Origin of the sequence: Streptomyces sp. Wb2n-11 (genome assembly GCF_001049855.1) — a bacterium.
Taxonomy (GTDB): domain Bacteria; phylum Actinomycetota; class Actinomycetes; order Streptomycetales; family Streptomycetaceae; genus Streptomyces; species Streptomyces altiplanensis.
In genome coordinates this window covers 6,791,404-6,816,505 of the sequence record NZ_CVPB01000001.1, presented here as the reverse complement: position 1 = coordinate 6,816,505, position 25,102 = coordinate 6,791,404, and the positions used below count along the sequence as shown (strand labels likewise).

The 25,102-nt window shown below is 74.5% G+C and carries 7 protein-coding genes and 1 pseudogene; all 8 read right to left on the bottom strand.

Annotation, left to right across the window (positions count from 1 at the left end; all coding sequences use genetic code 11):
* Nucleotide 1: 1 nt before the first annotated feature.
* Nucleotides 2-262, bottom strand: coding sequence for an acyl carrier protein (locus BN1555_RS31040; RefSeq protein ID WP_093802471.1), 261 nt, complete (start codon nt 260-262; stop codon nt 2-4).
* Complete coding sequence (locus tag BN1555_RS31035) at nt 259-1,158, bottom strand: LnmK family bifunctional acyltransferase/decarboxylase (protein WP_093802470.1); 900 nt, start codon at nt 1,156-1,158, stop codon at nt 259-261. The genes BN1555_RS31040 and BN1555_RS31035 overlap by 4 nt, the downstream gene beginning before the upstream one ends.
* Nucleotides 1,155-18,719 carry an SDR family NAD(P)-dependent oxidoreductase gene (locus tag BN1555_RS40830; RefSeq protein WP_093802469.1) on the bottom strand — a complete coding sequence of 5,855 codons (17,565 nt, stop codon included), beginning with the start codon at nt 18,717-18,719 and terminating at the stop codon, nt 1,155-1,157. Before BN1555_RS40830 ends, BN1555_RS31035 begins: the two co-directional genes overlap by 4 nt.
* Nucleotides 18,719-20,350, bottom strand: coding sequence for a beta-ketoacyl [acyl carrier protein] synthase domain-containing protein (locus tag BN1555_RS40825; RefSeq protein WP_093802468.1), 1,632 nt, complete (start codon nt 20,348-20,350; stop codon nt 18,719-18,721). Before BN1555_RS40825 ends, BN1555_RS40830 begins: the two co-directional genes overlap by 1 nt.
* A 2-nt stretch (nt 20,351-20,352) precedes the next feature.
* Nucleotides 20,353-22,887 (bottom strand): annotated as a pseudogene (locus BN1555_RS31020) (SDR family NAD(P)-dependent oxidoreductase); the annotation flags it as partial.
* Nucleotides 22,888-22,924: 37 nt separating this feature from the next.
* A complete protein-coding gene (locus BN1555_RS31015; protein ID WP_093802466.1) occupies nt 22,925-23,782 on the bottom strand; it encodes an alpha/beta fold hydrolase in 858 nt (285 codons plus the stop codon).
* Nucleotides 23,783-23,851: 69 nt separating this feature from the next.
* Nucleotides 23,852-24,805 carry a chlorinating enzyme gene (locus tag BN1555_RS31010; RefSeq protein ID WP_093802465.1) on the bottom strand — a complete coding sequence of 318 codons (954 nt, stop codon included), beginning with the start codon at nt 24,803-24,805 and terminating at the stop codon, nt 23,852-23,854.
* Nucleotides 24,802-25,065, bottom strand: a complete 264-nt coding sequence (locus tag BN1555_RS39220; protein ID WP_176710186.1) for an acyl carrier protein — start codon at nt 25,063-25,065, stop codon at nt 24,802-24,804. The genes BN1555_RS31010 and BN1555_RS39220 overlap by 4 nt, the downstream gene beginning before the upstream one ends.
* Nucleotides 25,066-25,102 lie beyond the last annotated feature (37 nt).

Genomic DNA, 25,102 nt, shown 5'->3' with positions numbered 1-25,102 from the left:
GTCAGCGTCCTCCGGCGGCGGCGAGGAAGTCGATCAGGGCGTCGATGTCCGGCAGTTCACCGAAGCTGGACATGCTTTCCTCCAGGCCGAGCCGGTCCATGATGCCGAGGATGATCTCGACACGGTCTACCGAGTCCGCGCCGAGATCCTTCAGGTGCCGGTCTCCGGTGATGTCGTGCGGGGCGACGTCCGGCAGGATCTGTCCGACGACCTCCCGCACCACCTCCGCCATCCGTTCCCGGGCACCGGTCGGTGTGGTCATCGGTCCTGCTCTCCTTCCAGTTGGAGCGAACACACGGCGAGGACGCGGCCGGTGTCCCGGTCGCGCAGCACCACGTCGACGGCTTCGCCGCCCCCGGGCCTCTCCCAGAGCCGCACGGCGACGGTGAGCGGCTGCCCGGCGTCGGCGTTGCCGAGGTAGCACAGTTGCTGGTCGACGACCACACGGTCCAGGAAGGACCGGTCGTCGCGGCCCAGAGAACGCCACAGGCACAGCAGTGCCCGGTCGATGATCGAGAAGTAGGCGGCGAAGTAGAGCAGTCCGGCGCCGTTGAGGTCCCTCGACGGGTCGACCTCGTACTCGACGGCGAGTTCCGCCGCCGGTCTCCGGTCTCCGTGTTCGAGGAAGGTCAGCGTGCGGCGGGCCCGGCCGCACGCGTGCCGCGGTGAGTACTTCTCGGGCAGCTCCGGCAGGTGCCGGTGGTCGAAGTCGGGCGGCGAGGAGCGGACCAGGCCGCCGTTGCCCGCGCCGGGGCCCCGGACGACCCAGCGGTTGAAGTTCTCCACGTACAGGCAGTCCGGGTCGCCGAAGGCGTAGAAGTCCTCGGGGTCGAGCGGGCGGGCGGCCTGCGCCGCGGAACGGCCGATCCGGTGCAGGGTGAGCACCGACTCGCTGCCGAATCCGAAGAGGCGGGTGGTGATGTGCAGTTCGTCCCCGAAGGCGGGGCTGCGCAGGTGGAACCGCCGGCTGCCGCGTACCCGGTAGTAGTAGAAGGACAGGTAGGTGGGGTTCCCGGAGGCGTCCTCGGCACGCAGCACGTCGGTGCCGCACGTCTTCGAGACCGCGTCCCACGTCCAGTCACCGATCTGGCCCGCCAGGAGCGAGTTGTGCCCGCACATGCCGGGCCGGATCCGTTCGGTGCGCCGCAGGGTGCTCATGCCGTTCCTCCGGCCTCGTTGTCCGCGAGGAAGGGCAGCAGCAGCCGGTGCACGTCCTCGGGGTGGGTCAGGCAGGGGAAGTGCCCGGCACCGGTCAGCTCGGCGAACCGGGAGTCCGGGATCGCGCCGTGCAGCAGGTGGGCCGCCTTCAGCGGGATGACCGTGTCGTGCCGGCCCCACAGCACCAGGGTCGGCACGGTGATCTCCGGCAGCCGGGCGAACAGCGTGGGCTGCGCGGCGAAAACGTCCAGATAGCTCAGTCCGGTCTGCGGGTCCATGCTCTCGCAGCGCAGCAGCAGCCGTTCGAGGCCCGCGCGGCTGCCCGGCGCGATGGTGCGGTGCCCCTCCATACGGTCGAAGTCCTCCGCCGCCACGACGGACAGGCGGTTCACCTCGCCGTTGCGGTTGCCGACCTTGTACGAGCTGCCGACCAGCGTCAGCGAGGCGGTGCTCTCCGGGTGCCGCAGCGCGAAGCTCTGCGCCACGAGGCCGCCGAACGACGATCCGAGGACATGGACCCTGCCGGTGACGCCGAGGTGGTCGAGGACCGTGCGGCAGAGGGCACCGATCCCGTCGAGCGTGAGGTCGCCGCGCACGGTGGTGGCACCGACACCCGGATGGTGCACCGTGATCATCCGGTAGCGGCCGGCCAGTTGCGCGTACTGCCGGGCGAAGACCCCGGCGCCGACGTTGAACGGCGTCATCATCAGCAGCACCGGTCCTGAACCGGCGCTGAACACCTCCACCTGCCCCCCGGGCAGGTCGATCAGCCGGCGCTCCACCGCGGGCGCGCACTCGGCGAGGACCGCGGCGTTGTCGTCCGGTGCCCGGTGCCCCTCGCGCATGGCCCCGCCGATGTCCTCGGGCAGGGTCTCCGCCGGATGGAACCGCGCCGGGACGCCCGCCTGCCGCGGGCCGCCGACCGGCAGCAGGTCCGGTACGGGCGCGTCGTCGCGCCACAGTGCCGCCAGGCGGTCCGCGGCCTGCGCGGCACGCCGCACGCCGAAGCCGAGCGGGACGGCCAGCCGGATCCGCCCCCGGCCGGCGAGGTGCGGCGCGGCGCGCACTCCGGTGCCCCGGTAGATCCATGCGAGGGCGGACTCGACGGGCCGCTCCAGGCCCGCGAACCGGGGCGCCCGGTCCACGTCCAGCAGGACGCAGTGGCCGCCCGCCGGTTCGACGACGGGCCACCCGGCCCGGTGCAGCCCCGTCCACAGCGTACGGACCGCCTCCATCCGCTCCTCGACCATGGCCGCGGCCTCGTCCTGCTCGGACAGTGCGCGGGCCAGCAGCCTGCGGGTGGCCAGGCCCACTTCGTGGCCGCGCGTCCCGACGTGCTCGCGCAGGCTGTCGGCGAGCTCGGGCAGCCCGGTCGCCACCAGGCCGCCCGAGGCGACGCCGAAGTCCTTGGAGAGGCTGAGGGTCGCCGCGGAGGCCGACGCCAGCAGCGCGTCGGCGGCCTTCCACAGGTCGGCACCGCGCCACGCGTCCTCGTGCGCCACGACGTGGGCGGCGTTCTCCAGTACCCGGGTCGCGTCGAGGACCAGCGGTACCCCGTGGGCGTCGGCCGCCGCCCGTACCGCGCGGAGGCCGGCCACGGACACCGGGTGGCCCCCCGCCGCATTGCCGGTCAGCTCGACGGCGACGAAGGACACCTCGGGGCCCGCCTCCGCGAGAGCCGCGCCGAGGGCCGTCATGTCGAGGTCGCCCGCGAAGAGGGCGCCGGGCGATGCGGCGACCTGCCGGGCCGTGAACCCCGCGTCGGCCAGGCTCATCGACCAGCTCGGGAAGAGCTCGTTGTGGACGACCGTGCCGCGCGGCCCCGGCCAGGCACGGCACAACAGCGCCTCCGCCGAGCGGCCGGAGGCCGTGGGCAGCGCGTGGGCGAAGGGCAGCCAGCCCGGCGGCTCGAAGTCCGCGGGCCCCTGCTCACGTTCGATCCGCTCCTGGAGGGTGCGGGCGCGGGCGGCGACCAGCGGGTCGTCCAGCTCCGCCCACGAGTCGGTCACCAGGTCGAAGCCGACGTCGCGCCGGGGGAGCGCCAGCGGGTTGTACCCGGCCCCGGCCAGCCGGGCGGCCCGCTCCGGTTCGTCCGCCGGGGTGCGCGGCGCGGGGAGAGCGGGCACGGGGGCCGGGGTTGGGGCGGGGTGCGAAGCCGCCACGGGCGCGGGCGCGGTGGGACGGGGCTCGGGTGGATCGGCGGGCTCCTCCGTCACCGTGACCGCCGGCGCCGCGGACCGGGGGTCGAGCAGGCCGGGGACGCCGGCGCCGATGTCCGGGTCGGCGATCATCAGGATCACCTCGGAGACCGGTGAAGGCGGCGCGTCCGCCCGCTGGCAGAGGTAGATCGGCACGTTGACGGGCCGGAACTTGTTCTTGAAACGGAAGTTGCCCTCGCCGAACACGCCGATCGAGCTCAGCTCCCGGAGCCCCTGCGCCACCTCCGGTGACGCGTTCGGCGAGTCGGTCAGTTTGACGCCGAAGCTGGCGCCGAAGCTGAACAGCTGCGCGCCCTCCGCGCGCAGCCGCCGGAGGATCTCGACGATCGCGTACTCGAGCCCGCCGCGCGGCGCGTCGGCGGGGTAGAACTCGAGGTCCAGGAGATGACCGGGTTCCGACGGGATCCTGGTGACGATCACCGCACTCGCGAGCTCGCCGTTCACGCGGGTGAGGAACATCCGGTGCCGCGCGTCCAGCCGGCCGTTCGCCAACTCCTCACGCACCACCGCCACATAGGGGTTGACCATCTGCTTCTGCTCGCCCCAGCGCACGATCATGTCGATGATCTCGCGGTCGGTCGCCGGGTCGGAGCCCACCGTGTACTCGTCGGTGGAGACGCGTCCGGAGCGTTCGAACCGGGCCACGAGGTTGCGCAGCCTGCTCATCCGGCCGCCGGAGAGGCTGAATCCGGCAAGGTCCTCCAGCCGCTGGACCGCGCCGAACGGGGTGGCTGTCAGGGGCGTGCCGCCCGCCTCCGTCAAGGGCAGCAGGGAGAGGAAGTTGGGCCGCAGGCCGTGCTTCTCCGCATAGGCCAGCCACTCCGCGGCGAGGGGGGCGAAGTCCGCCTCGGCGCCCGCATAGCTCCAGGCGAACAGGTGGTCGTCGCGCCGGGAGAAGTTGAAGTAGGCGCGGCGGCCCGCTCCGACGAACGCCAGCGGGGCGATGTCCCGTCCGGCGAGGCCGCCCTCCTTGGCGTGCTCCCGGTCTATCCCGGCCAGCAGCCGGGCCACGTCGGGCAGGTCCGCCAGTTCGCGCTTGCGCACGACGAGGGGGCCGGCGGCGTCGCGCGCGGTCGCCGGGGGCGAGGGGTCGGCGGGTGAGGCGGGCAGCACGACGTGGCCCGTTCCGGACACCGGGGCGCCGAGCGACAGGACCTCGGCCAGGAGGTCCGCCGCGCGGCCGGCGCCGTACGCCTTCTCCAGGTGGGCGGCAAGAGCCGCAACGGTCGGGTGATCGAAGAACAGGGTCTTGCGGAGCGAGCCGAACCGGCGCTCCAGCGCACTGACGGTACGCAGCATGTCGAATGAGGTGACGCCGTTGTCGGCGAAGCTCCTGCGCGGGTCGAACGGCCGCCCGGTGACCGCTTCGACGAGCCGGCCCAGCGAGTCCTCGGCACCGGCCGTCACCTCGGCGCCGCCCTCGATCACCTCGGCGGCGGAAGCGGAAGCGGGAGCGGGCGCGTCGGCGGAGGCGGGTGCCGGGGTGGGGGCAGGAGCCGGAGCGGAAGCCGGGGCGGGTACCGGGGCGGAGGCGGGTACCGGGGCCGGGGCGGGGGTCGCGCTCGCGACGTAGGCCGCGAGGAGGGCGGCGGTGTCGTGCTCGTAGAGTTCGGCGGCCTGCAGCTCGACCGCGTGGACGGCGGCCAGCCGCCGGGCCAGGTCCATGCGGAAGATGGAGTCCAGTCCGAGATCGCCGAAGGGCTGTTCCGGGCCGACCGCCTCCGGCTCCATGCCGAGGATGTCGGCGATCTGCGCCGTGATGTCCCGCGCGACGGCGGTGGCGTCGACGGAGCCGGGCACCGCCGGGGCGGCTTCCTCCCGGGCCCGCGAAGCGGCCGCCGGGTCGGGCGCGGGCACTGTGGCGGACGCGACGGGTGCCGGTGCGGGTGCCTGCGCCGGCAGGGGCACGGCGGCAGTACCCAGAGGGGCGGACGCGGACGCCTGTGCCGGTACGGACACCGTGGCCGCCCGCGCGGACGCGGGGGCCGGGGGCGGCGACGGGGCCGGGCCGACCGGTGCGAGCACGATTTTCCGGGCCCGGCGGCGAGGCGCCGGGGTGTCGCTCCCCCGGGGGTGGCGGGACTGCTCGGCCACGACTGCTTCCTTCCTGTACGGGTCGTCGGCATGCCGGACGGCGCGCTCGTCGAACCAGTGCCTGCGACCGCCGAACGGCGCGCCCGGCAGCGGGGTGCGGCCCGGCTCACGGCCGAGCCAGCGGGCGGCCCAGTCGACCTCCGCGCCCCCGGCCCACCGTTCGGCCAGCTCCGTCAACGACAGGTCCGCGGTGTCCGGGACCGGGGCTGCCCCGGGCGCGGCACGGCCGGCCTGGCCACCGGGTTCACCGTCGGCCAGCGCGCGCAGCCGGCGAACCGCCTCCGGCAGCGAGCGGGCGACCAGCGCCGCCCGGTGCGGGTACGGGGTCCTGCCCACCTGGAGGGTGTAGGCGACACGGGGCAGTTCTGGTTCCGGTGTCTGCTCCAGTGCGTCGGCCACGTCCGCCGCGTACCCGCGCAGCGCCTGCGGTGAGCGGGCGGAGAGCACGAGCAGCTGGGGCTCCCCCGCCCCTGTGGCGGCGGCCGCCGCTCGGTGATGGGAACCGAGCACCACATGCGCGTTGGTGCCGCCGAAGCCGAAGGAACTGACCCCGGCGATCCGGTCGCCGGTCCAGGGCCTGGCCCGGTCGTTGACGTAGAACGGTGTGCCGTCCAGGCGCAGGTACGGGTTGGGGTGCGTGAAGTGGATGCTGGGCGGCAGCAGTTCGTGCCGCATGGCGAGGACCGTCTTCAGCAGACCGGCGACACCGGCCGCCGCCTCCAGGTGCCCGATGTTCGTCTTGACGGAGCCGAGGGCGATGTGCGGGACCGTGGCCGGGGGCAGGCCCGCCTCCTCGTACAGGGCGGCGAAGGCCTTCTTGAGGCCTTCGGCCTCCACCGGGTCGCCGAGGCGGGTGCCGGTGCCGTGGGCCTCCACGGCGCTCACCTGCCGCGGATCGACGCCGGCCTCACGGTAGGCGCGGATCAGCACCTGGGCCTGGGCCTCCGGGTTGGGGGCGGTGAGCGACGCCGACCGGCCTCCGTGGTTGACGGCGCTCCCCCGGACGACCGCGTAGATGTGATCGCCGTCGGCCTCTGCGGCCGCGAGCGGCTTGAGCACGACCACGCCCACGCCTTCGCCGCGGACGTATCCGTCGGCGTCCCGGTCGAACGTCTTGCAGGCGCCGTCCGGGCTGAGCATGCCCGACTGCTGGAACGCGGTGAAGAGACCGGGGCTGAGCAGGACGTTGACACCCCCGGCGACGGCGAGGGAGCAGTCGCCCGCGGCGATGGCCCGTACGGCCCGGTGCAGGGCGACCAGGGAGCTGGAACAGGCGGTGTCGACGGCTTCGCTCGGGCCCCGCAGGTCAAGGACGTGGGAGACCCGGTTGGCGAGGATGGAGTGCGCGATCCCACTGGCGGTGTGCGCCTGGACCGGGGTGCCGTGGGCGCGGAGCAGATCGGCGTAGTCGGTGGTCGAGACCCCGACGAAGAGCCCGGTGTCGCTGCCGGCGAGCGAGTCGGGCCGGTGGCCGCTGTCCTCCACGGCCCGCCAGACGGTCTGCAGGAACAGCCGCTGCTGCGGGTCCATGAGCGCCGCCTCGGCCGGGGAGATCCTGAACAGTTCGGCGTCGAAGGTCGCGACGTCGTCGAGGAATCCGCCCCGCAGCCCGGCGGTGCCGGGGTGCGAGCGCAGGTCGGCACGGTCGGCGGGCACCGGGCCGACGAGGTCCTCCCCCGCGGCCACCCGCCGCCAGAAGTCCGTGAGCCCGGTCGCCCCGGGCAGTGTCCCGGCGACACCGACGACCGCGACGTCCCCGGCCGGGGTGCTCGGCCGCGCCGCGGGTTCCGCCCCGGACGCCGGCCGCGGTTCCCCTTCCGCCGCCTCGGGCCGAGGGGAGCGTTCCGGCACCACCTCCGGCACCACCTCCGGCGCCGCTTCCGGCACCGCAGCGCCGTGGTGCTCCGTCAGGAAGCCGGCGAACGCCTCCAGACTCGCGCATTCGAAGAGCACCGTGGGCAGCAGGTCCAGCCCGTACTCCTCGTTGACCTCGTTGATGAGTTCCGTCAGGGAGATCGAGTCGAACCCGGCGTCCATGAGGTCGTCGTCGAGGTCGACCTCGCTCTCCTCCACCAGGAGGAAGCCGGAGGCGAGCCGGCGCAGCAGGGCCCTCGCACCGTCCGGCCCCGGCGGTCCGGTGACGGCCGCCGGGGCCGGGGCCGGCGTCAGGGTCTCCACGACGAGGAAGGAGGGGTCCTGGCCGGCGAGGCCGCGCCGCAGCGCCCGCAGGGCGGTGCGGGTCGGCAGCGGCGCCATGCGCCACTGGCGGGCGAACAGCTCCCGGGTGCCGTCCTCGACGGTCATGCCGCCGTCCGCCCACAGCGGCCAGCCGACGGACACCGTGCGGCCCGGGCGTTCCCCGCGCCGACGGCGGTCCTCGCGCTCGGCGGCGAAGGCGTCCAGGAAGGCGTTGGCAGCGGCGTAGTCGGCCTGCCCCGCGTTGCCCGTCTGCCCGACGACCGAGGAGAAGAGGACGAAGAAGTCGAGTTCGTGTCCGGCGGTCATCTCGTCGAGCAGCCGGGTGCCGGTCACCTTGGGCGCGAGGACCTCGGTGATCTCCCCGGGCGTCTTGTGCACGACGCGCGCGTCCCGGGTCACGCCCGCGGTGTGCACGACGCCGGTCAGGGCGCCCGCGGCGTCCACCAGTCGCCGCACGTCCTCCTTCCGGGTCACGTCCGCCCGGTGGAACTCCGCGGTGGTGCCCGCGCGGTTCAGCGCGGCGATGCGTGCGGCCGCCCGGGGGCCCGGGTCCGAGCGGCCGGCCAGGACGAGCCGGACCGGCCCCTGTGCGGCGAGTTCCTCGGCGACGTGCAGCGCGAGGGCGCCCGCCCCGCCGGTGATCAGGTAGGTGCCACCGGGCCGCCCCAGCGGCCCGTCCGCCTCCGGCGGGGTGAATTCGGCAAGCCTCTTGGCTTTCCGTACGGCGCCTTGGTGACTGACCTCCTGCTCGGTGCCGGCGAGTTCGGCGAGCAGCAGCGCCGCGCGGGCCGACGCGTCGGTGCCCGGGGCGAACTCCACGCGCGAGCCGCTGAATCCACTGTGCTCCAGAGCGATGCTGCGCAGCGCTCCGGCGACGGCGATCTGCTCCGGATCGGCCGTGGCGTGCGTGTGGAGGGCGCGGAGCACGGAGCGGGGGCGCTCACGCAGCAGATCGGCGCAGAGCTGTACGAAGGTGTGGAGGCCGCCGGTGTGGACGACCGCGTCGGGCAGGACGGAAGGGGTGTCTCCCGGCCGGATCACGGTGCAGCGGGTGCCGGTGCCGTCCAGGGCGCGCCGGAACGCGGCGGCGAGTCCGTCCTCGTCGGTCATCACCAGGAGCGACCTGGGCGCCGCGTCGGGCACGGCCGCGGGAACGTCCTCCCACACGGGCCTGCGGTAGACGGTACGGGTCGGTTCCGCGACGGGCACCGGTTCGGGGGACGCCGCCGCGCCGAGGGCCGGAGCCGGTGACTGCGCCGCGCCGGGTGCCCCGGCGGGAGCAGCTGCGGGGGCCGGGGGCGCCGGCGTCGCGTCGACGGTCAGCCAGTGACGGGAGCGCTCGAACGGATAGGCGGGCAGCGCGACCCGGCGGGGCCGGGGGCCCGGGCGGCGGGCCTCCCAGTCGACCGCCGCGCCCCGTACCCAGAGTGCGGCCGCGTCCTCGCCGTCGTCGGCGCCGCCCGCCGGCCCGCCGGGTCCCGCGGTGCCGACCAGCGCACCGGCCGGTATCGAGCCGGACGCCACCGAGGCCAGTTTCGCGGCGAGTCCGGCGCAGTCGTCGGCCCGTACCGCGAGCCGTTCGGGGAACTCCCGGCGGCCGACCTGGCTGGTGAAGCAGACGGCGTCGAGCGTCGCGCCGGCTCCCGGCCCGCCGAGGAATTCGGCCACGAGACCCGCGTAACGCACCAGTTGGCCCCTGGTGCGGGCGCTCAGGACGAACAGCTGCTCGCCCGGCCGGACGGGGGTCGGGGGCCGGGCGTCCCGGAACTCCTCCACGACCAGGTGGACATTGGCACCGCCCGCGCCGAAGGAACTGACACCGGCCCGCTTCGGGGCGGAGCCGGCGCTCGGCCAGGGTGACAGCTCGGTCGGCAGGGTGAACCGGGCCGGGTCGAGCCCGATCTTCGGGTTGACGGTGCCCAGGCCCGCGACGGGAGCGATCCGGCCGTGCCGGAGCTGGAGCAGGACCTTGGTCAGACCGGCGATGCCCGCGGCGCCCTCCAGATGGCCGACGTTCGCCTTCACCGAGCCGACGGCGCACCGCACGCCGCTGTCGCCGGCCACCGTGCCGAGAGCGCGGCTCAGGCCGGCCAGTTCGATCGGATCGCCCAGTTCGGTCCCGGTGCCGTGCGCCTCGACGTAGCCGATGGTGGCCGGGGCGACCCCGGCCCGGCGTACCGCTTCGGCGATCAGCGCGGCCTGCGCACCCGGGTTGGGCACGGTGTATCCGCCGGTCTTGCCCCCGGCGTTGCTCAGCCCCGACTTGATGACGCCCCAGATGTCGTCCCCGTCCTCGACGGCCCGGCGCAGCGGCTTGAGCAGGACGGCACCGACCCCCTCGCCCGGCACGAAGCCGTCGGCGCGGGCGTCGAAGACCTTGCAGTGCCCGTCGGCGGACAGCATGTTCATCGAGCAGAGCGACACGTGGTGGGCGGGGTGCAGGATGAGGTTGACGCCGCCGGCGATCGCGGTGCGGCACTCGCCGCGCCGGATGCTCTCACAGGCCAGGTGGACGGCGAGCAGCGAGGACGAGCAGGCCGAGTCCACGGCGAAGCTGGGGCCGTTCAGGTCCAGCGTGTACGAGACCCGGTTGGCGATCGACCAGTACGCGGAGTGGGCGCCGGCGAGCTTTCCCCCGGCCCATCCGGTGGCGGCGAGCTGCCCGTAGGAGCCGTACATGGTGCCGACGAAGACACCGGTGCTGCGCTCCCTGGTGGTCTCGCCGAGTTGGCCCGCGCGGTCCAGGAGGTTCCAGGCGGTTTCGAGGAAGAGGCGTTCCTGCGGGTCGATGTCGGCGGCGTCCCGGGGCAGGATCCCGAAGAAAGCCGGGTCGAAGCGGTCGATTCCGTCCAGGAACCCGCCCCAGCGGCTGTACGCCCGCTGCGGCTTCCCCTTCTCCGTGTCGAAGTACGCGCGCCAGTCCCAGCGGTCGGCGGGGATCTCGGTGATCCCGGTGCGGCCTTCCGCCAGCATGTCCCAGAAGGCGTCCAGGTCCTCGGCGCCCGGGTAGCGGCCGGTGACTCCGATGACGGCGATGTCCTCGTCGTGGTGCGGTGAGTCCGGCCGCGCGGGCCCGGCGGAACCGGCCACCGCCACGGACGGCCGGCGCGGCGGCTCCGGCACGAGGGGCGGTGGCTCGGGTGCCGGGGACCACTGCTCGGGAGCGGAGTGCAGCGGCTCGGGCGGGGCGGACGGACCGGGTCCGGTACCGCCCGCCTGCTCCCCGCCGGGGTCCTGGAGGGCCGCGGTGAAGTGCTCGGGGTGCGTGCCCGCGAGGTGGTCCGCCAGATCGGCGATGGTCAGGTGCTCGAAGAGCAGGGTCGACGGCAGGGGGCCCAGGTCCCGCTCGAAGCGGGCGGTGATGTCCAGACTCACCAGGGAGTCGACACCGTAGTTCTCGAACGTCACCGTGTCCTCGAGGTCCGTCTCCGCGAACCGGAGCACCTCCGCGAAGACGCGGCGCACATAGCCACGCACGGCGCCGGGGCCGGCGGCCCGGCCGTCGTTCGCCCGCGTGGAGTGCCCCGCCGGGGAGTGCCCCGCCGGGGAGTGCCCCGCCGGGGGGTCCTCAGCGCGGTACTCCGCCGCCGGGAGCCGCTTCGCGGGGAGCTCCTCCCCCGAGGGCTCCCCCGCGACCGGGCCCGCCTCGCCCGCGACGAACAGGCACTGTTCGAGGTCGTCGGCGGGCGTACCGTCGAAGCCACGCACCCGCACCGCGCCGAAACCCGCCTCGGCGAGCAGCCGGCGCCATGCGGCGGGCCCGAGCAGCGGCGCGTGGGGAAGACGGTGCTCGGCGTCCTCGTAGCGCCACCAGCCGGGGGTGAGGCCGAAGGTGAGCGTGAGGAAGTGCGCCGCCCGGGTCACCTCGTTGACCAGCAGGACACCGCCCGGTGCGAGCAGGTCGTGCACATGGGCCAGGGTCCGGTCCATCCGGGCGGTGGCGTGCAGCACATTGGTCGCGAGCACCAGATCGAAGGTGTGGGGTGCGAACCCCTGGCCGGCCGGGTCCCGTTCGATGTCCAGCGTCTGGAAACGCACGAACGGGTGGGCGGCGGCGTACGCGTCCTGCCCGCGGCGCAGGAAGGCCGTGGAGATGTCGGTGTACCGGTAGTCGACCGGCAGGCCGGTGCCGGCGCAGGCCGGCAGTACGAACGCGCTGCTGGCGCCGGTGCCGGCGCCGATTTCCAGGATCCTCACGGTCCGCCCGGTGGCGTGGTGGACCCTGGCGACGGCCGCCGCGGTCTCCTCCGCGAGCAGGCGGTGGTAGAAGTCCGCGGAGGCCTGGCCCCGGTAGACCTGCTCGACCAGGTCCGCCGAACCGCCGGGGAACAGCACCTCGGTGGGGCGTACGCGGCCGGCCAGCACGTCGGGCACCGCGTCGACGCAGCGGCGAAGCAGCCGCAGATGAGGCGCGAGGTCGGGGTGCCGGTCCGTCGGGTCGTGGACGTCCGCGGGCGGCCCGGGGACGGATTCGACCAGTCCACCGGTGCGCCGGACGCGTCCGGCGGACTCCAGCAGCCCCAGCAGCGCCTCGAAGAGACGCCGCCGGCCCGCGTCCACACCGAGCCTGGCCGCCAGGTGTTCCACGGTTCCGTCCAGCGGCCCGAGTTCGCGGCGCAGGCGCTCGTCGAGCAGCGCCGGCGCGAGTCGTTGCAGGGCGGCGAAGCCTTCCCGGGAACGGGCTGCCGGGTCCGCCGGTACGGCGGGGTCCGATGTGGTGTGCCCACCGGCGGCCCCCCGCGCGGCGGACGAGTCCCGTGACCCGTGCGCGGCGGGCGCGGGACCGCGGGTCCCGGACTCGACCCCGAGCCGCGCCAGTCCGTCGGCCCCGGCCCGGACGACCAGTGCCTGCGGCACCCCGTCGCGCAGCAGTGCGTCGAGCGCGGCCATGCCTTCCCGCGGAGCGATGGAGCCGACGCCGAAGCCGGCGAGCCGCTCGGCGTAGCGCTCGTCGGCCACGACGCCGACGCTTCCCCAGTAGCCCCAGTTGACGACCGTGACCGGGAACCGGCAGCGGCGGCGCAGTTCGGCCGCGTAGGCGTCCTCGAACGTGCTCGCGGCGGCGTAGTTGGCCTGGCCGGCCGAGTCGGTGAAGGACACCGCGGAGGAGAAGAACGCCAGGAAGTCCGGCCGTTCGGTGCGGAGCGTCTCGCCGAACGTCACCGCCCCCGGCACCTTGGGGGCGAGGACCTCGTCCAGCGCGTCCTCGTCCATCCTGGCGAGCGTGCGGTCACCCAGCACCATCGCGGCGTGGAACGCCCCGTGCACGGCCCCGAAGGCGCGGCGCGCGTCCCGTACCGCCGCCCGCAGCGCGGCCGGTTCGGTGGCGTCGGCCCGCAGGTACAGGGCCTTGCCGCCGAGCCGCTCGACGTCGGTGAGCACCCCCGCGACCCGCGCGTCGGCGGCCCGCCGCCCCACGACGGTGATCCGGGCGCCGGCCGTCCGGGCCAGGTGCCGTGCGAGTTCCCGCCCGATGCCACCGGTGCCGCCGAGAATCAGGTAGTGACCGCCCCGCCGGTACGGGTGCGGGTCTTCCCCGCCGCCGCTCGGGGGCCGGCCGGGAGCGGCAGGTGCCGCCGGGCGCACCGTACGGACGAGCCGGCGGTCCCCGCGCAGAGCGACCAGCCGTTCGGCGGCCGGTTCGCGCCGCAGCCGCTCCGCGAGGTCGTCGGGCCGCCATCGGCCGGTGCCCACGTCGACACAGCCGACCGTCCAGGCCGGGTGCTCGGCGGCCGCCGAGCGGGCCATGCCGAGCAGGCCGGCGGCGTGCGGGCGGACCGTGCCTTCGCCGGTGTCGACCGCCCCGGCGACGACGGCCTTGAGCGTGAGGGGCCGTCCGGCGGCCGTGACGATCAGGGACTTGAGCGTTCTCAGCAGGTCCCGGGGGGCCCGGTCCTCCTGCGGAGCGCGGCCGCGGAACGGCTCGCAGGCGAGGAAGTAGACGAGGTCGCAGGCGCCGTCGCAGGCCGGCTCCGGTGAGGAGAGGACTTCGTCGCCGGCGGCCCGGTGCGCCGCCACCAGCGCGGCGGCCAGGTCCGCGGTGCCGGGCCCATGGACGACCCGTACCCGTGACGGCCTGGCCGCCGGTGCGCCAACAACCGGCGGGGCGTCCCGCCACTCGGGGAGATGCACCAGGTTCTCCACCGTGCCGGTGGCCGCCGGGTCCGGGGCGGCGGCAGCCGGCCCGGGGGCCGGTCCGCCGGGCCGGAGGGAGCGCAGGGCGAGCCCGCCGAAGCGGACGGCGACGCGACCGTCGCGGTCCGCGAGGCGGACGGTGAACCGGTCCCCCTCACGTACGGCGTGGGCCCAGCCGACGGCCGGGACCGGGCCGAGCACCTCCAGCTCGCGCAGGGCGAACGGTACCTGCGTGCCCTCGCCGCCGGCAGGCGCGGCCAGCGCGGCGACGGCCTGGAGCGCGGCGTCCAGCGGTACGGGGTGCAGGGGCCGCCCGGTCAGTTCGACGGCCCGGCCCGGCGGCACCCGGAGTTCCGCCAGTGCCTCGTCCGCGCCGCGCCGTACCTCTGCGACCGCCCGGAACGAGGGGCCGTACGCGATGCCCGCCGCCGCGAACCCGGCGTACAGGGCGGAGCCGGGGAGGAGGTCCGGACACCTCGCGGAGATCGCTCGCGGATCGATGCGCTCGTCCGCGTACGGCGCCACGGCGGTGATACGGCCCCGCGCGTGGACCGGGCCGTCCGGCCCGCCGGCGAGGGTGAAACGGTCCTCTTCGAGCCGGACGAACGGGGTGCGCGAGACGGTCAGTTCGAAGGGCCGCAGCCACCGCACGTTCCCGATGCGCACCGGGCCGGCCGTGCCGGCGGCGAGGGTGACCAGTTCGAAGAGGGCCACTCCGGGCAGCAGCGGCGTGCCGCCGACCACATGGTCCTCGGCCGTCCAGTCGGGCACCGGCCGGACCACGCCGGCCGGCGCCTCCCCCGCGGAAGGCGCCTCCGGCCCGGACGGCACCCCCGCCGCGGGCACGGCGGACGCCGGTCCGTACGAGGCGGTGTCGAACTGGTAGCCGGGCAGGGAGACGTGCCGTCCGCCGAGGGCGCCGTACAGCTGCGGCCAGTCGATGTCCTCGCCCGCCAGATAGCGTTCGGCCGTCCGCGCCTCGGCACCGCCGCCGGCCGCTCGCGCCCGGCCGGCGGTCTCGGCCCGCAGCTGCTCGACCAGTTCGCCGGTGGTGGCGGCGAACAGCGCGACCCGGATCTCGTGGTGGGCACGCCCCGCGCCGAGGGTGACCGCGACGTCCGCCAGCGCGGGCCGCTCGGACTCCAGGTGGTCCGCCAGCGCGGTCATGGTCCGCACGAGAGCGGGCCGGCTGCGTGCCGAGAGCGGGATCATCATGGTGGCGGCCTCCGGCGGGGTGTCGTCGTCTCGGACCGGGGGTTCCGAGACCAGCACATGGGCGTTGGTGCCGCTGAACCCGAAACTGCTGACGCCGCCGACGAGTTCACCCGAGGGGCCCGGGTGCCAGGGCATCAGCTCGGTGACGGGCCGCAGCCGGGTGCGGGAGAAGTCGATCTCCGGGTTGGCGGTCGCGTAGTTGACCGACGGGGGGAGCTGCCGGTGCCGCAGGGCGAGCAGCAGCTTGAGCAGTCCGGCGATGCCCGCCGCCATCGTGGTGTGCCCGATGTTGCCCTTCACCGACCCCAGTCCGCAGGGGACCGCCGGTGACGGTCCGGTGCCCAGCGCGATTTCGAGCGCCTTGACCTCGATCGGGTCGCCGAGCGGGGTGCCCGTGCCGTGGGCCTCGACGTAGGTCACGTCCTCGGGGCGGAGGCCGGCCCGCTGCCGCACCCGTTCGATCAGGGCCGACTGGGACACGGCACTGGGCGCGGTGATGCCGTTGGTGCGCCCGTCGCCGTTGACGCCGCTCGCCCGGATCACCCCGTGGATGCGGTCCCCGTCCGCGAGCGCCCGGTCGAGGCGCTTGAGCAGTACGGCGCCCACCCCCTCACCGAGCACGATCCCGTCGGCGGACGCGTCGAACGGGGCGCTGCGCCCGGTGGGCGAGAGCATTCCGGTCCTGCTGGTCAGGATGTGCATGCGCGGCGTCAGCATCAGGGCCACGCCTCCCGCCAGCGCCGCGTCGCACTCGCCGGACCGGATGCTCTCGCAGGCCAGGTGCACGGCGACCAGCGACGAGGAGCACGCGGTGTCGATCGCCATGGTCGGTCCGGTCAGATCGAGGTGGTACGCGATCCGGGCGGCCAGCACCGAGGCGGAGTTGCCCAGGAAAGCGTGGGCCGTCTCGTCCTGCTCGCTGCCGCGCAGCAGGTCCAGGTACTCCCCGGTGGCGCACCCGACGAACACGCCCCAGCGCCGGCCGCCCGGCAGGGTCTTGGCGTGACCCGCGTCCTCCAGGGTCTGCCACGCGGTCTGCAGGAAGATCCGCTGCTGCGGGTCCATGGCGGCGGCCTCGAGCGGCGACATCCGGAAGAACTGCGGGTCGAACCGGTCGGCACCGTCCAGCAGCGCGGCCCACTTGCTGTACGTACGGCCTGGGGCACGCCGGTCGGGGTCGTAGAACCTCGCCGGGTCCCACCGCTCGGCCGGCACCTCCCGGACGCTGTCACGGCCCTGGGCCAGGTTCTCCCAGAACGCTTCCAGATCAGGCGCGTCGGGGAACCGGCCGGCCATCCCGATCACCGCGATGTCGGCGGTCCCGTCCACAGACCCCGGCGACGGGGCGGTACCGGTCAGGGGCGCGGTGTCCGCCGGTGCGGCCGGGAGCCGCGGGTCCGGAGCCGCCGGCTCCGGCACGGGCGTCACGGCGGAGGGCGGCGTCACGGCGCAGGGGCGGCCCGGGAGCGGGCTCAGTGTCACGACACCGGCCGCCGACACGGACGGCGCGGACGGCGCCGGGGCGCCCCCGGGCTCGTCCGGCGCGGGCACGGCGGCCGACACGCGCGCGACGGCCGGTCCGGCGAGGGCGGTGGGCACCGGCGGGGACGCGTCGGCCGGCCCGGGGAGGGAGACCGGGGCGGGGGCCGGGGCCGCAGGTTCCTCCGCCGGGGACGTCGCGGACGCCAGGAGGTTCAGGTCGCGCTCGATCACCTGGCCCACGTGGCCGACGAGGCGCGGCAGCGTGGGATGGTCGTAGACAGCGACCGAGTCGATGTCCAGGCCGAACTCCTTGTTGACGGCCCGCACGAGCTCCACCGCGCCGATCGAGTCCAGACCCATCTCGTTGAAGCTGAGGGCCGGGTCGATCTCGTCGCGGTTCATGTAGAGGCTCTCGCACAGCGCGTCCTGCACGACGGCGGTGATCCGCGCGTCGGCCGGCCGGCCGGCCGAGAGCTCCGCCGGTTCCGGTGCCGGGGACGGGACCGGTGGCCGGGGCGCGGCCTGGGGCGGAGGCGGAGCCTGGAACGGGACGGAAGCCGGCACTGACACTGGCACTGGCACTGGCACTGGCAGCGGTGCCGGCACCGGAGGGGAAGCCTCTGCCGGTCCGGGCTCCGTCCCGCCGGAGCGGAAGCGGTCCACTTTGCGGAAGTGGGCCTCGATGCGGTCCACCGAGCCGCTGCCGAACACCCGGTCGTGCATGGCCGCCTCGCGTGCGACGACGGGGGCGAGACGGGCCAGGGAACGGTCCGCGAGGTCCTGCTTGAGCACCCGGACCGCGTCCGCCGGCTTGTCCGCGATTGAGCGCGCGATCCCGAGGGCGGTGGCGAGCACCTGGGCCCGGTCGGCGAAGACGACACCGGCCCCGCGCCGTTCCAGCTCCTCACCGCGGCAGGCCCGGCCGGTGTACATCATCTCGGCGGCCAGGGCGCTGCCCAGCCGCTCGCCGAGGACGTGGGTCGCGCCCATTCCCGGTGTGAAGCCGTACGCGAGGAAGTTGGCGCTGTAGACGCTTTCGCGGCCCATCACGACGACGTCCGCGTAGAGGCCGAAGGCCAGCCCGCCGCCCGAGGCGTGGCCCCGCAGCGCGCAGACCACCGGCCGGCTGCAGCGCAGGAGCCCTTCGTAGACGAACGGCACGTCCGTGAACCGGCTGCCTCCTCCGGCCAGGGTGCGCAGCCCCTCGGGCGTGGCTCCCATGCTGAACACGGTCTCCGTACCCGTGAGCACCACGGCGCGGACGCGGTCGTCGTGCTCGATACGGGTGAAGGCGTCCTGCAGGCCGCGCGTCATCGCGTCGGTGAACATGTTGCTGCCGGACGCGTCCCGCATGACGAGCAGCGCGATTCCCTCGTCGAGGACGCGGAGTTCGACCTCTTCGCCGCCTGCCGCGACCGGTTCCACAAGCGTCTCCACGGCCTGCCGCGGGGGCACCGCGAAGACATCGGCACGGGCGTCGGAGCCGGGGCCGGGGCCGGCTGTCGCGGAGCCGGCCGTCAAAACGGTTTCAGCGCCCTTCCAGCGCCCCACCCAGAACGGCTCCTCCTGGAACGGGTATCCCGGCATGGGGCGGCGTCTCGCGCCGCTGCCGCCGGCATGGCACGCCGCCCAGTCGACGTCGCCGCCCGCCGCCCAGTGGGCCGCCACCTCGGCGAGCCGCCCCGCCCGGAAGGCGGTGACCACGTCGGCCTCCGCGACGGCCCGCGGTGGTTCGGGGGCGTCGCCGGGTGTGGTCCAGCAGGCACGCGCTCCGGGCGGCTCGCCGTCGGCGTACCGCCGCAGGGCGGCCCGCAGCTCGCCGATGCCGGAGGCGACGACGGCCAGGCGGTGGAGCATCGGGGTCCTGCCGACCTGCGAGGTGAACGCCAGGTCGGTGAGGAGGTGCGGGTCGTCGTCGCCGTCCGGGTCGGCGAGTTCCGCGAGGGTGCTGTCGGGTGCGGGCCGGGTGCCGGTCGCCTCGCCCAGTTCGCGCAGCCCCAGCAGGTCGAAGCCGAGATCGCACAGCGGCTCGTGCGGCCCGACGGCCTCCGCGGGAATGCCCAGCACCGCTGCCGCCCGCTCGACGACCCACTCGACGGAGCGGCCGGCCGGGGGCAGGAACTCCAGGTGGGCGAGGGCGTACGCGCGCAGTTCCGGCGCGGTCCGCGCGGACAGCACGTAAAGGCTCTCCGCGGGCGGTTCGGTCGGTCGCCGCACTACAGGGGCCTCCTCTTCGACCAGGACGTGAGCGCCCGCGCCGCCGGCGCCGAAGGCGCTGACACCGGCCCGGCGGGGGTGTCGCCGACGGCCGGCCAGGGGCCGCGTTCCCGCTGGACCCGGAACGGGGTGCCGCCGAACCCGATGTGCGGGTTGGTCCGGTCCGAGTGGAGCGACGGCACCAGTTCGCGGCGGCGGAGCTGCAGGAGCACCTTCGTCAGTCCGGCGATGCCGGCCGCGCTCTCCAGGTGTCCGATGTTGGACTTCACCGAGCCGAGGGCGATCGAGCCCTCGGCCGCGCCGGATCCGTCGAACGCCTTCCGCAGCCCCTCGACCTCGATCGGGTCGCCGAGTTCGGTGCCGGTGCCGTGCGCCTCCACGCAGCCGACGGTGGCCGGGTCCCAGCCGGCCCGGTCCAGCGCCGCACGGACGAGTTCGCCCTGCGCGGCGGGGCTGGGCACGGTGAAGCCGCTGGTGCGACCGGTGTGGTTGAGGACCGTCGCCCGGATGACCCCGTGGATGTGGTCGCCGTCGGCCCGTGCCCGGCCGAGCGGTTTGAGCACCACCACGCCGACGCCTTCACCGGGCACGTACCCGTCCGCGTCCTCGCCGAAGCTGCGGCAGCGGCCGTCGGTGGAGAGGAACTTCCCCTGGGCGAGCTGGAGGTACTTCTGCGGGTGTACGGAGACGTTCACCCCGCCGGCGAGTGCCAGTCCGCACTCGCCCCTGCGGATGCTCTCGCAGGCGAGGTGCAGCGCGGTCAGGGACGACGAGCAGGCGGTGTCGACGGCCATGCTCGGGCCGTGCAGGTCCAGGGTGTAGGAGACGCGGTTGGCCACGGAGGCGTGCATGGCGGTGGGGGCGACTCCGCCCGCCTCCTCGGCGAGGAGCTGGTAGTGGTTCCACATCACGCCCGCGAAGACGCCGGCACCGCGGACCGCCGGGGTCCGGGCCGGATAGCCGGCGTTCTCCAGGGCGTGCCAGCTCACGGTGAGGAACAGCCGCTCCTGCGGGTCCATCCGCTCGGCCTCCTTGCGGGAGATCCCGAAGAAGGCGGGCTGGAAGCGGTCCACACCGTCGAGGAACCCGCCCCAGCGGCTGTACGTGCGGCCCTGGGCGTCGCGGTCCGCCGAGAAGTGGGCGCTGTGGTCCCAGCGGTCGGCGGGGACCTCGACGATGCTGTCGGCGCCCTCGGCGAGTCTGCGCCAGAAGGTGTCGAGGTCGGGCGCGCCGGGATAGCGGCCCGCGAGCCCGATGACGGCGATCGCCCCTTCGTCGTCCCCGGTGTCCTCCCCCTCGTCGTCTCCGGCGGCGTTCCCCCGGGGACCGTCACCGCGGTGGGGCCCTCGTCCGAGGCAGCCACGGGCGCGGGCACGGGCGCGGGCAGGGGCGCGGGCGCGGGCAGGGGCGCGGGCACGGGCAGGGGCACGGGTTCGGCGGCCGCGGGGGCGGGGAGCAGCGCGGGGACCCGGCCGACGTCGCCGTGCAGCACCGCGAGAGCGCTGTGCTCCCCGCGTACGGCCCGCCGCAGCACTTCGAGCCCGGCCGCGCCGGGCAGCGGCACCATCCCGGTCCGTGCGGTGGACCGCCGTACGGCATCGTCGTCGGCCCGCATCCCGCCGTCCTCCCACAGCGGCCAGGCCACCGCGAGGGAGCGGCCGGTGCGGGCCGCCGCGCGGTGCTCGGCGAAGTGGAACTGGAAGGCGTTGGCGTAGGCGTAGTCCGCCTGTCCGGGGTTGGCCAGCACACCGGAGAGCGAGGAGAAGAGCACGAAGAGGCCGAGGCCGTCGTCGGCCGTGGCCGCGTCGAGGTGGATCGTCCCGCCGACCTTCGCGGCACAGACGGCGGCCAGCTCGTCCGGCCGCTTGCGGAAGAACAGCCCGTCGCGGACGGTCCCGGCGCAGTGCAGGACCCCGTCGATCCGGCCGAAGGCGCGGCGTGCGGCGGACGCTGCCGCCTCGGCGCCGGCCCGGGTCGAGACGTCGGCCGCCACGTACCGGACGTCACCGCCCAGCGCGCGCCAGGCGGCCATGCGCTCCGTGCAGCCGGCCTCGTCCTCCGGACGCCGGCCCGCCAGCATCAGGCGCGCCCGGTGGCCGGTGACCAGGTACTCGGCCAGCAGAGCCGCGAGGCCGCCGGCGCCGCCGGTGATCAGGTACACCCCGCCGTCGGTGAACGGGCTGCCGGGACCGGCGGGGCCCGGTTCCGTCACCGCCCAGCGGCGCACCCGCCGGCGGCCCGCGGCGTACCGCACCCAGGCGTCGGTGGGCCCGTCCGGGGCCGGGGCCGCCAGGTCCGCCAGTTCGCTCTCGACGACCGCCGGGACGGCCGGGGCGTCCCGCTCGGTCTCGACGAGCCGGCAGCGCAGCACCGGGACCTCGGCGGTGACCGTGGAGGCGAGCGCGGCGAGCGCGGCGTGCTCGGGCGGGGCCGGGGACACCGTGCGGACCAGCACCGGCGTCGGGGCGACGGGCCGTGCGTCGACCAGCGCGGCACAGAGGGCCCACAGCTCGGCGGCGGGCCTGTCCCCCGGGCGCAGTACGTAACCGGCGGGCCGCACGCCTTCGGTGGCGAGGTCCGCCAGGAGGCGGCCGAGCTGCTCCCGGTCCGTGAGGTCGAGCCGGTACGCGCCGGAGCCGAGCCGGACGTACGCCGTACCGGGTTCCACGGCGACCACCGGGCGGGCGGTGCCGTCCCCCGCGTACGGCGCGGCGGCGGCTTCGTCGTCCGGGCCCGCGCCGAGCACCACCACCAGTGAGCCCGGCGGAAGAGCGGCCGTGGCGGGGGGCGGGGCGTCGGTCCATACGGCGGTCCGGCAGACGGTGGTCTTCGAGGTGTCGCCCGCGGTCGCCTCCCGGGGGCTCACCCGACCGGTTCCGTCCGGCCCGCTTCCGCCCGACCCGGTGCCGGCGGTCACGGCGCCCGCGGCCGTCAGGGCCCCGGGGTAGGTCTGCGCGAGGTGGTGCGCCAGGGCGCCGACGGAGCCGTACTCGAAGAGCAGCGTCGGGTAGAGGGTGGCGCCGACCAGTTCCTCCAGCCGCTCCCCGATGCGCAGCAGTGCCACGGAGTCCAGCCCCAGGTCGTAGAAGCCGGTGTCCGGCGCGACCCCGGCGGCCGGGCGCCCCAGCTCCGCCCCGACCAGTTCCACCAGGCGGGCCGTCGCCACCGACAGCGCCGCACCGTCCGTGCCGGGGGCCGGCGCGCCGCCGCTTCCTCCGGCCTCCGCGTCCCGGACGCGGCCGGTGCGGGGCGTGTCGACCTCCTCCAGCAGCCGGGTGATCAGCTCGGGGTGCCGGATGCGCTTGCACGACATGTCACGGAACTCGGCCAGCAGCCGGCCCCCTTCGTCGTGGACCGTGTAGTCGTTGCGCACCAGGTCGCCGGAGCCGGACGCGACCTCGGGGTGGGCCACATGCACGTGGAAGGTCTCGCCCACCGGCTCGGGGGCGCGGAACCACCCGATGTGGAAGGGGATGAACGGCTCCTCGCCGACATCCTCGTTCTGGCCGAACGCGACCAGGGTGGAAGCGTCCGCCTTTCCCGGATGGAAGTGGAAGCCGTCCTCGTGGGCGGTACCGGAGGGGTGCAGCCTCAGGGACGCCAGCAACGCGCCGCCGCTCCGGTGGAGCTCGCCCTCGCAGGTCATCGGCCCGCCGTGGCGGATGCCCTCCCGGCGGGTACGGGCGTACAGCGTTTCCATGTCCCGGCGGTCGGCCGTGTCCCGCAGTGCGGCGATGTCGAGCGGCGGGGGCAACGGCTCGTCGCAGTCGACGAGTTCGGCGCGCGCGTTCTCCCGCCAGGGGGCACACGGAGTGCCGTCGCGCAGCCACCGGCTCTCCACCCGCACACGGCGCACACTGCCGGTGCCGGTGCCGCCGGTCCCGGACCGTGTCCCCGCCGCTCCGGCGGCGACCGTGACGCGCAGTTCGCGCTCATGGCCCTCGCGGATGACGACCGGCTCCGAGAACAGGACGTCCCGCAGTGCCAGTCGCCGGTGGTCCATCCCCTGTGCGACGAGGACCCGCAGGACGATGTCCAGGAAGGTGACCCCGGGCATCACGCGGACGCCGTGGACCACGTGGTTGGCCATGATGAAGTCGGCGTGCGCCAGCCGGATGCGGCAGTCGATGTCCTGCTCGTGCGCGGCGGGTTCCCGGTGCGCGGCCATGTCGTCGTCCCCCCTCGTACGGATGATGCGGTCGGGTTCAGGCCCGGGGTGTGAGCACAGAGGTGCCGCCGACGAAGTCGGCGAGGACCTGCTGGAGGCGCCGGCCCGCGGCGAACACGGAGAGGTGGTCGCCGTGCGGTTCGACCCGCAGTTCGGCACCGGGCAGCCGGGCCGCGACGCGGTGGGAACCGTCCGGGTGGGCGGTGTGGTCGTCCTCGCTGGTGACGATCAGCGTGGGGATGTCCAGGCCGTCCAGTGCCGGGGTGATGTCCTCGGTCATGGTGGCGAGGGTCAGCGCGCTGTAGCGGTAGAACAGTTCGTCGCCGGAGTAGGGGTACATGACGAGGTCGGCGACTTCGGCGGGGACTCCGGCGCGGGTGCTGTCGGCCAGGGCGGCATTGATCGCCGAGGCGTCCTGCCGGCTCTGCGCGGCCAACGCGAGCAGGGCCCGCAGGTTCTGCTGATGTCCGGTCATGGGACCGGGCGTGCCGGAGAAGTCGCCGTGCCAGAGGCTGAGCGAGGAGACCCGGTCGGGCCGGCGCGCCGCGGCCCGCAGGGCGATCACGGCACCACCGCACAGACCCATCACGTGGGCGGAGGCGATGCCGTGATGGTCCATCAGGGCGAGCAGGTCGCCGGCCTGGGCGCCGACGTCGTGGGCGAGCGCGTCGAAAGCGGCGGCACTGCCCGGTCCGACGTCGCCGAAGAGACCGCGGGTCTCCCAGGTCACGACGTGGTGGCCCGAATCGGCCAGGTGCCGCATCCAGGGCTCGCAGAGCGCGGCCGGCATCCCGCAGGCGGAGGCGATCACCACGGCGGGGCGGCCGCGCTCTCCCGCAGAGTGTCCGCGCAGCGTCGTCCCTGCGCCGGCGAAGTGTTCCAGGGCTGCGAACATGCAGTCGTCCTCGAAGTCGCGATGCCGCGCGGACCGGGTCCGGGCGCGGCATCTCCCGGGCGGGGCGGGTCAGCGCGTGGTGAAGGGGTGTCCCGTGGTGGTGTGGGTGGCGATCACGTTGTGGTCGTACTCGTTGGTGCCGGACACCAGGACGGAACCGAAGCGTTCCAGGCTGACCCGGCCGCCGTACTCGATGACCTCGTCGGAGTCCGGATAGACCCGTACCGAGGTCGGCACATAGCGGTTGGCGAAGCCGAGCCGCATCTCGTCCGTGCTGCCGTTGTGCGGCAGCGAGGCGTGCATCAGGGTCGACCAGAACATGATGGCCTCACCGGGACGCATGACCATCGAGACGGCCTTCGACTCGTCGGGGACGAAGTCCTTGTCGATCTGCAGTTCGCGGTAGTCGTAGCCGAAGAAGCCGCGCGGGACGCCCTCCTTCACCTCCGCGTTGATGCGGTCGGGGTCGTAGTGCATCTTCTTCGTCTCGTCGTACATCATCTTCTGGTGGCTGCCCGGTATGAACTGCAGGCATCCGGTGTCCTCGTTCGCCTCGGTGAACGCCGTCCACACGGTCAGCGTTCCGCCGAAGTGGACGAGTTCGTCGCCGGCCCACACGATCTGCGGGGTGCCCGAGGCGTTGGCGAAGGTGTCGGCCTGGTGCCAGTCCGTGCCCTCGTCACCGGGGTACTTGGGGAAGAACTCGGTGCGCCAGCACAGCACGTCGGGGCCGAGAACTCCGGCGACCTTTTCGGTGATGCGGGGATTGCAGACGTGATCGGCGAGGAAATCATTGTCCAGGTGCCGGTCGTAGTTGGAAATGTTGGTGTTTCCCGACTGCGCGGCCTCCTCCTGGTAGATCGCGTTGCTGCGGTCCATCAAAGCGAGCCGCTCGGTGCGCCAAATCTTGCGCATTTCCTCGATCTCGTAGACCTTGAACGGCCCGAAGAAACCATTCTTATGGAACTGCGAGAGCTCTTGCGGCGTCAGTGAGAACTCCCCCGCCTTGGCGTTCTGCGTCATGCCGGATCCCCTTCGCTGTTGGCGGCCGCAACGGCCTGTTCCCTGACGACGCACTCCGTGATGTTCCGCGGCGTGGCCACGCCTCCCAGGTCCCCCACACGCACTTTGACGTGCAGTTCCTGTCCAATTTCCGCGAGCACCCGCACGAAGGCCAGTGACGTGCCTCCGTGATCGAAGAGGTCGTCGTCGGGGCCCAGTCCGGGTTTGCCGAGTACCTCGCGGACGATTCCCAGAATCTTCTGCTCCTCCGTTGCTTCCATGGCGGCAAACGTAGGCAGGTGCGGCACCGGCGTCTGT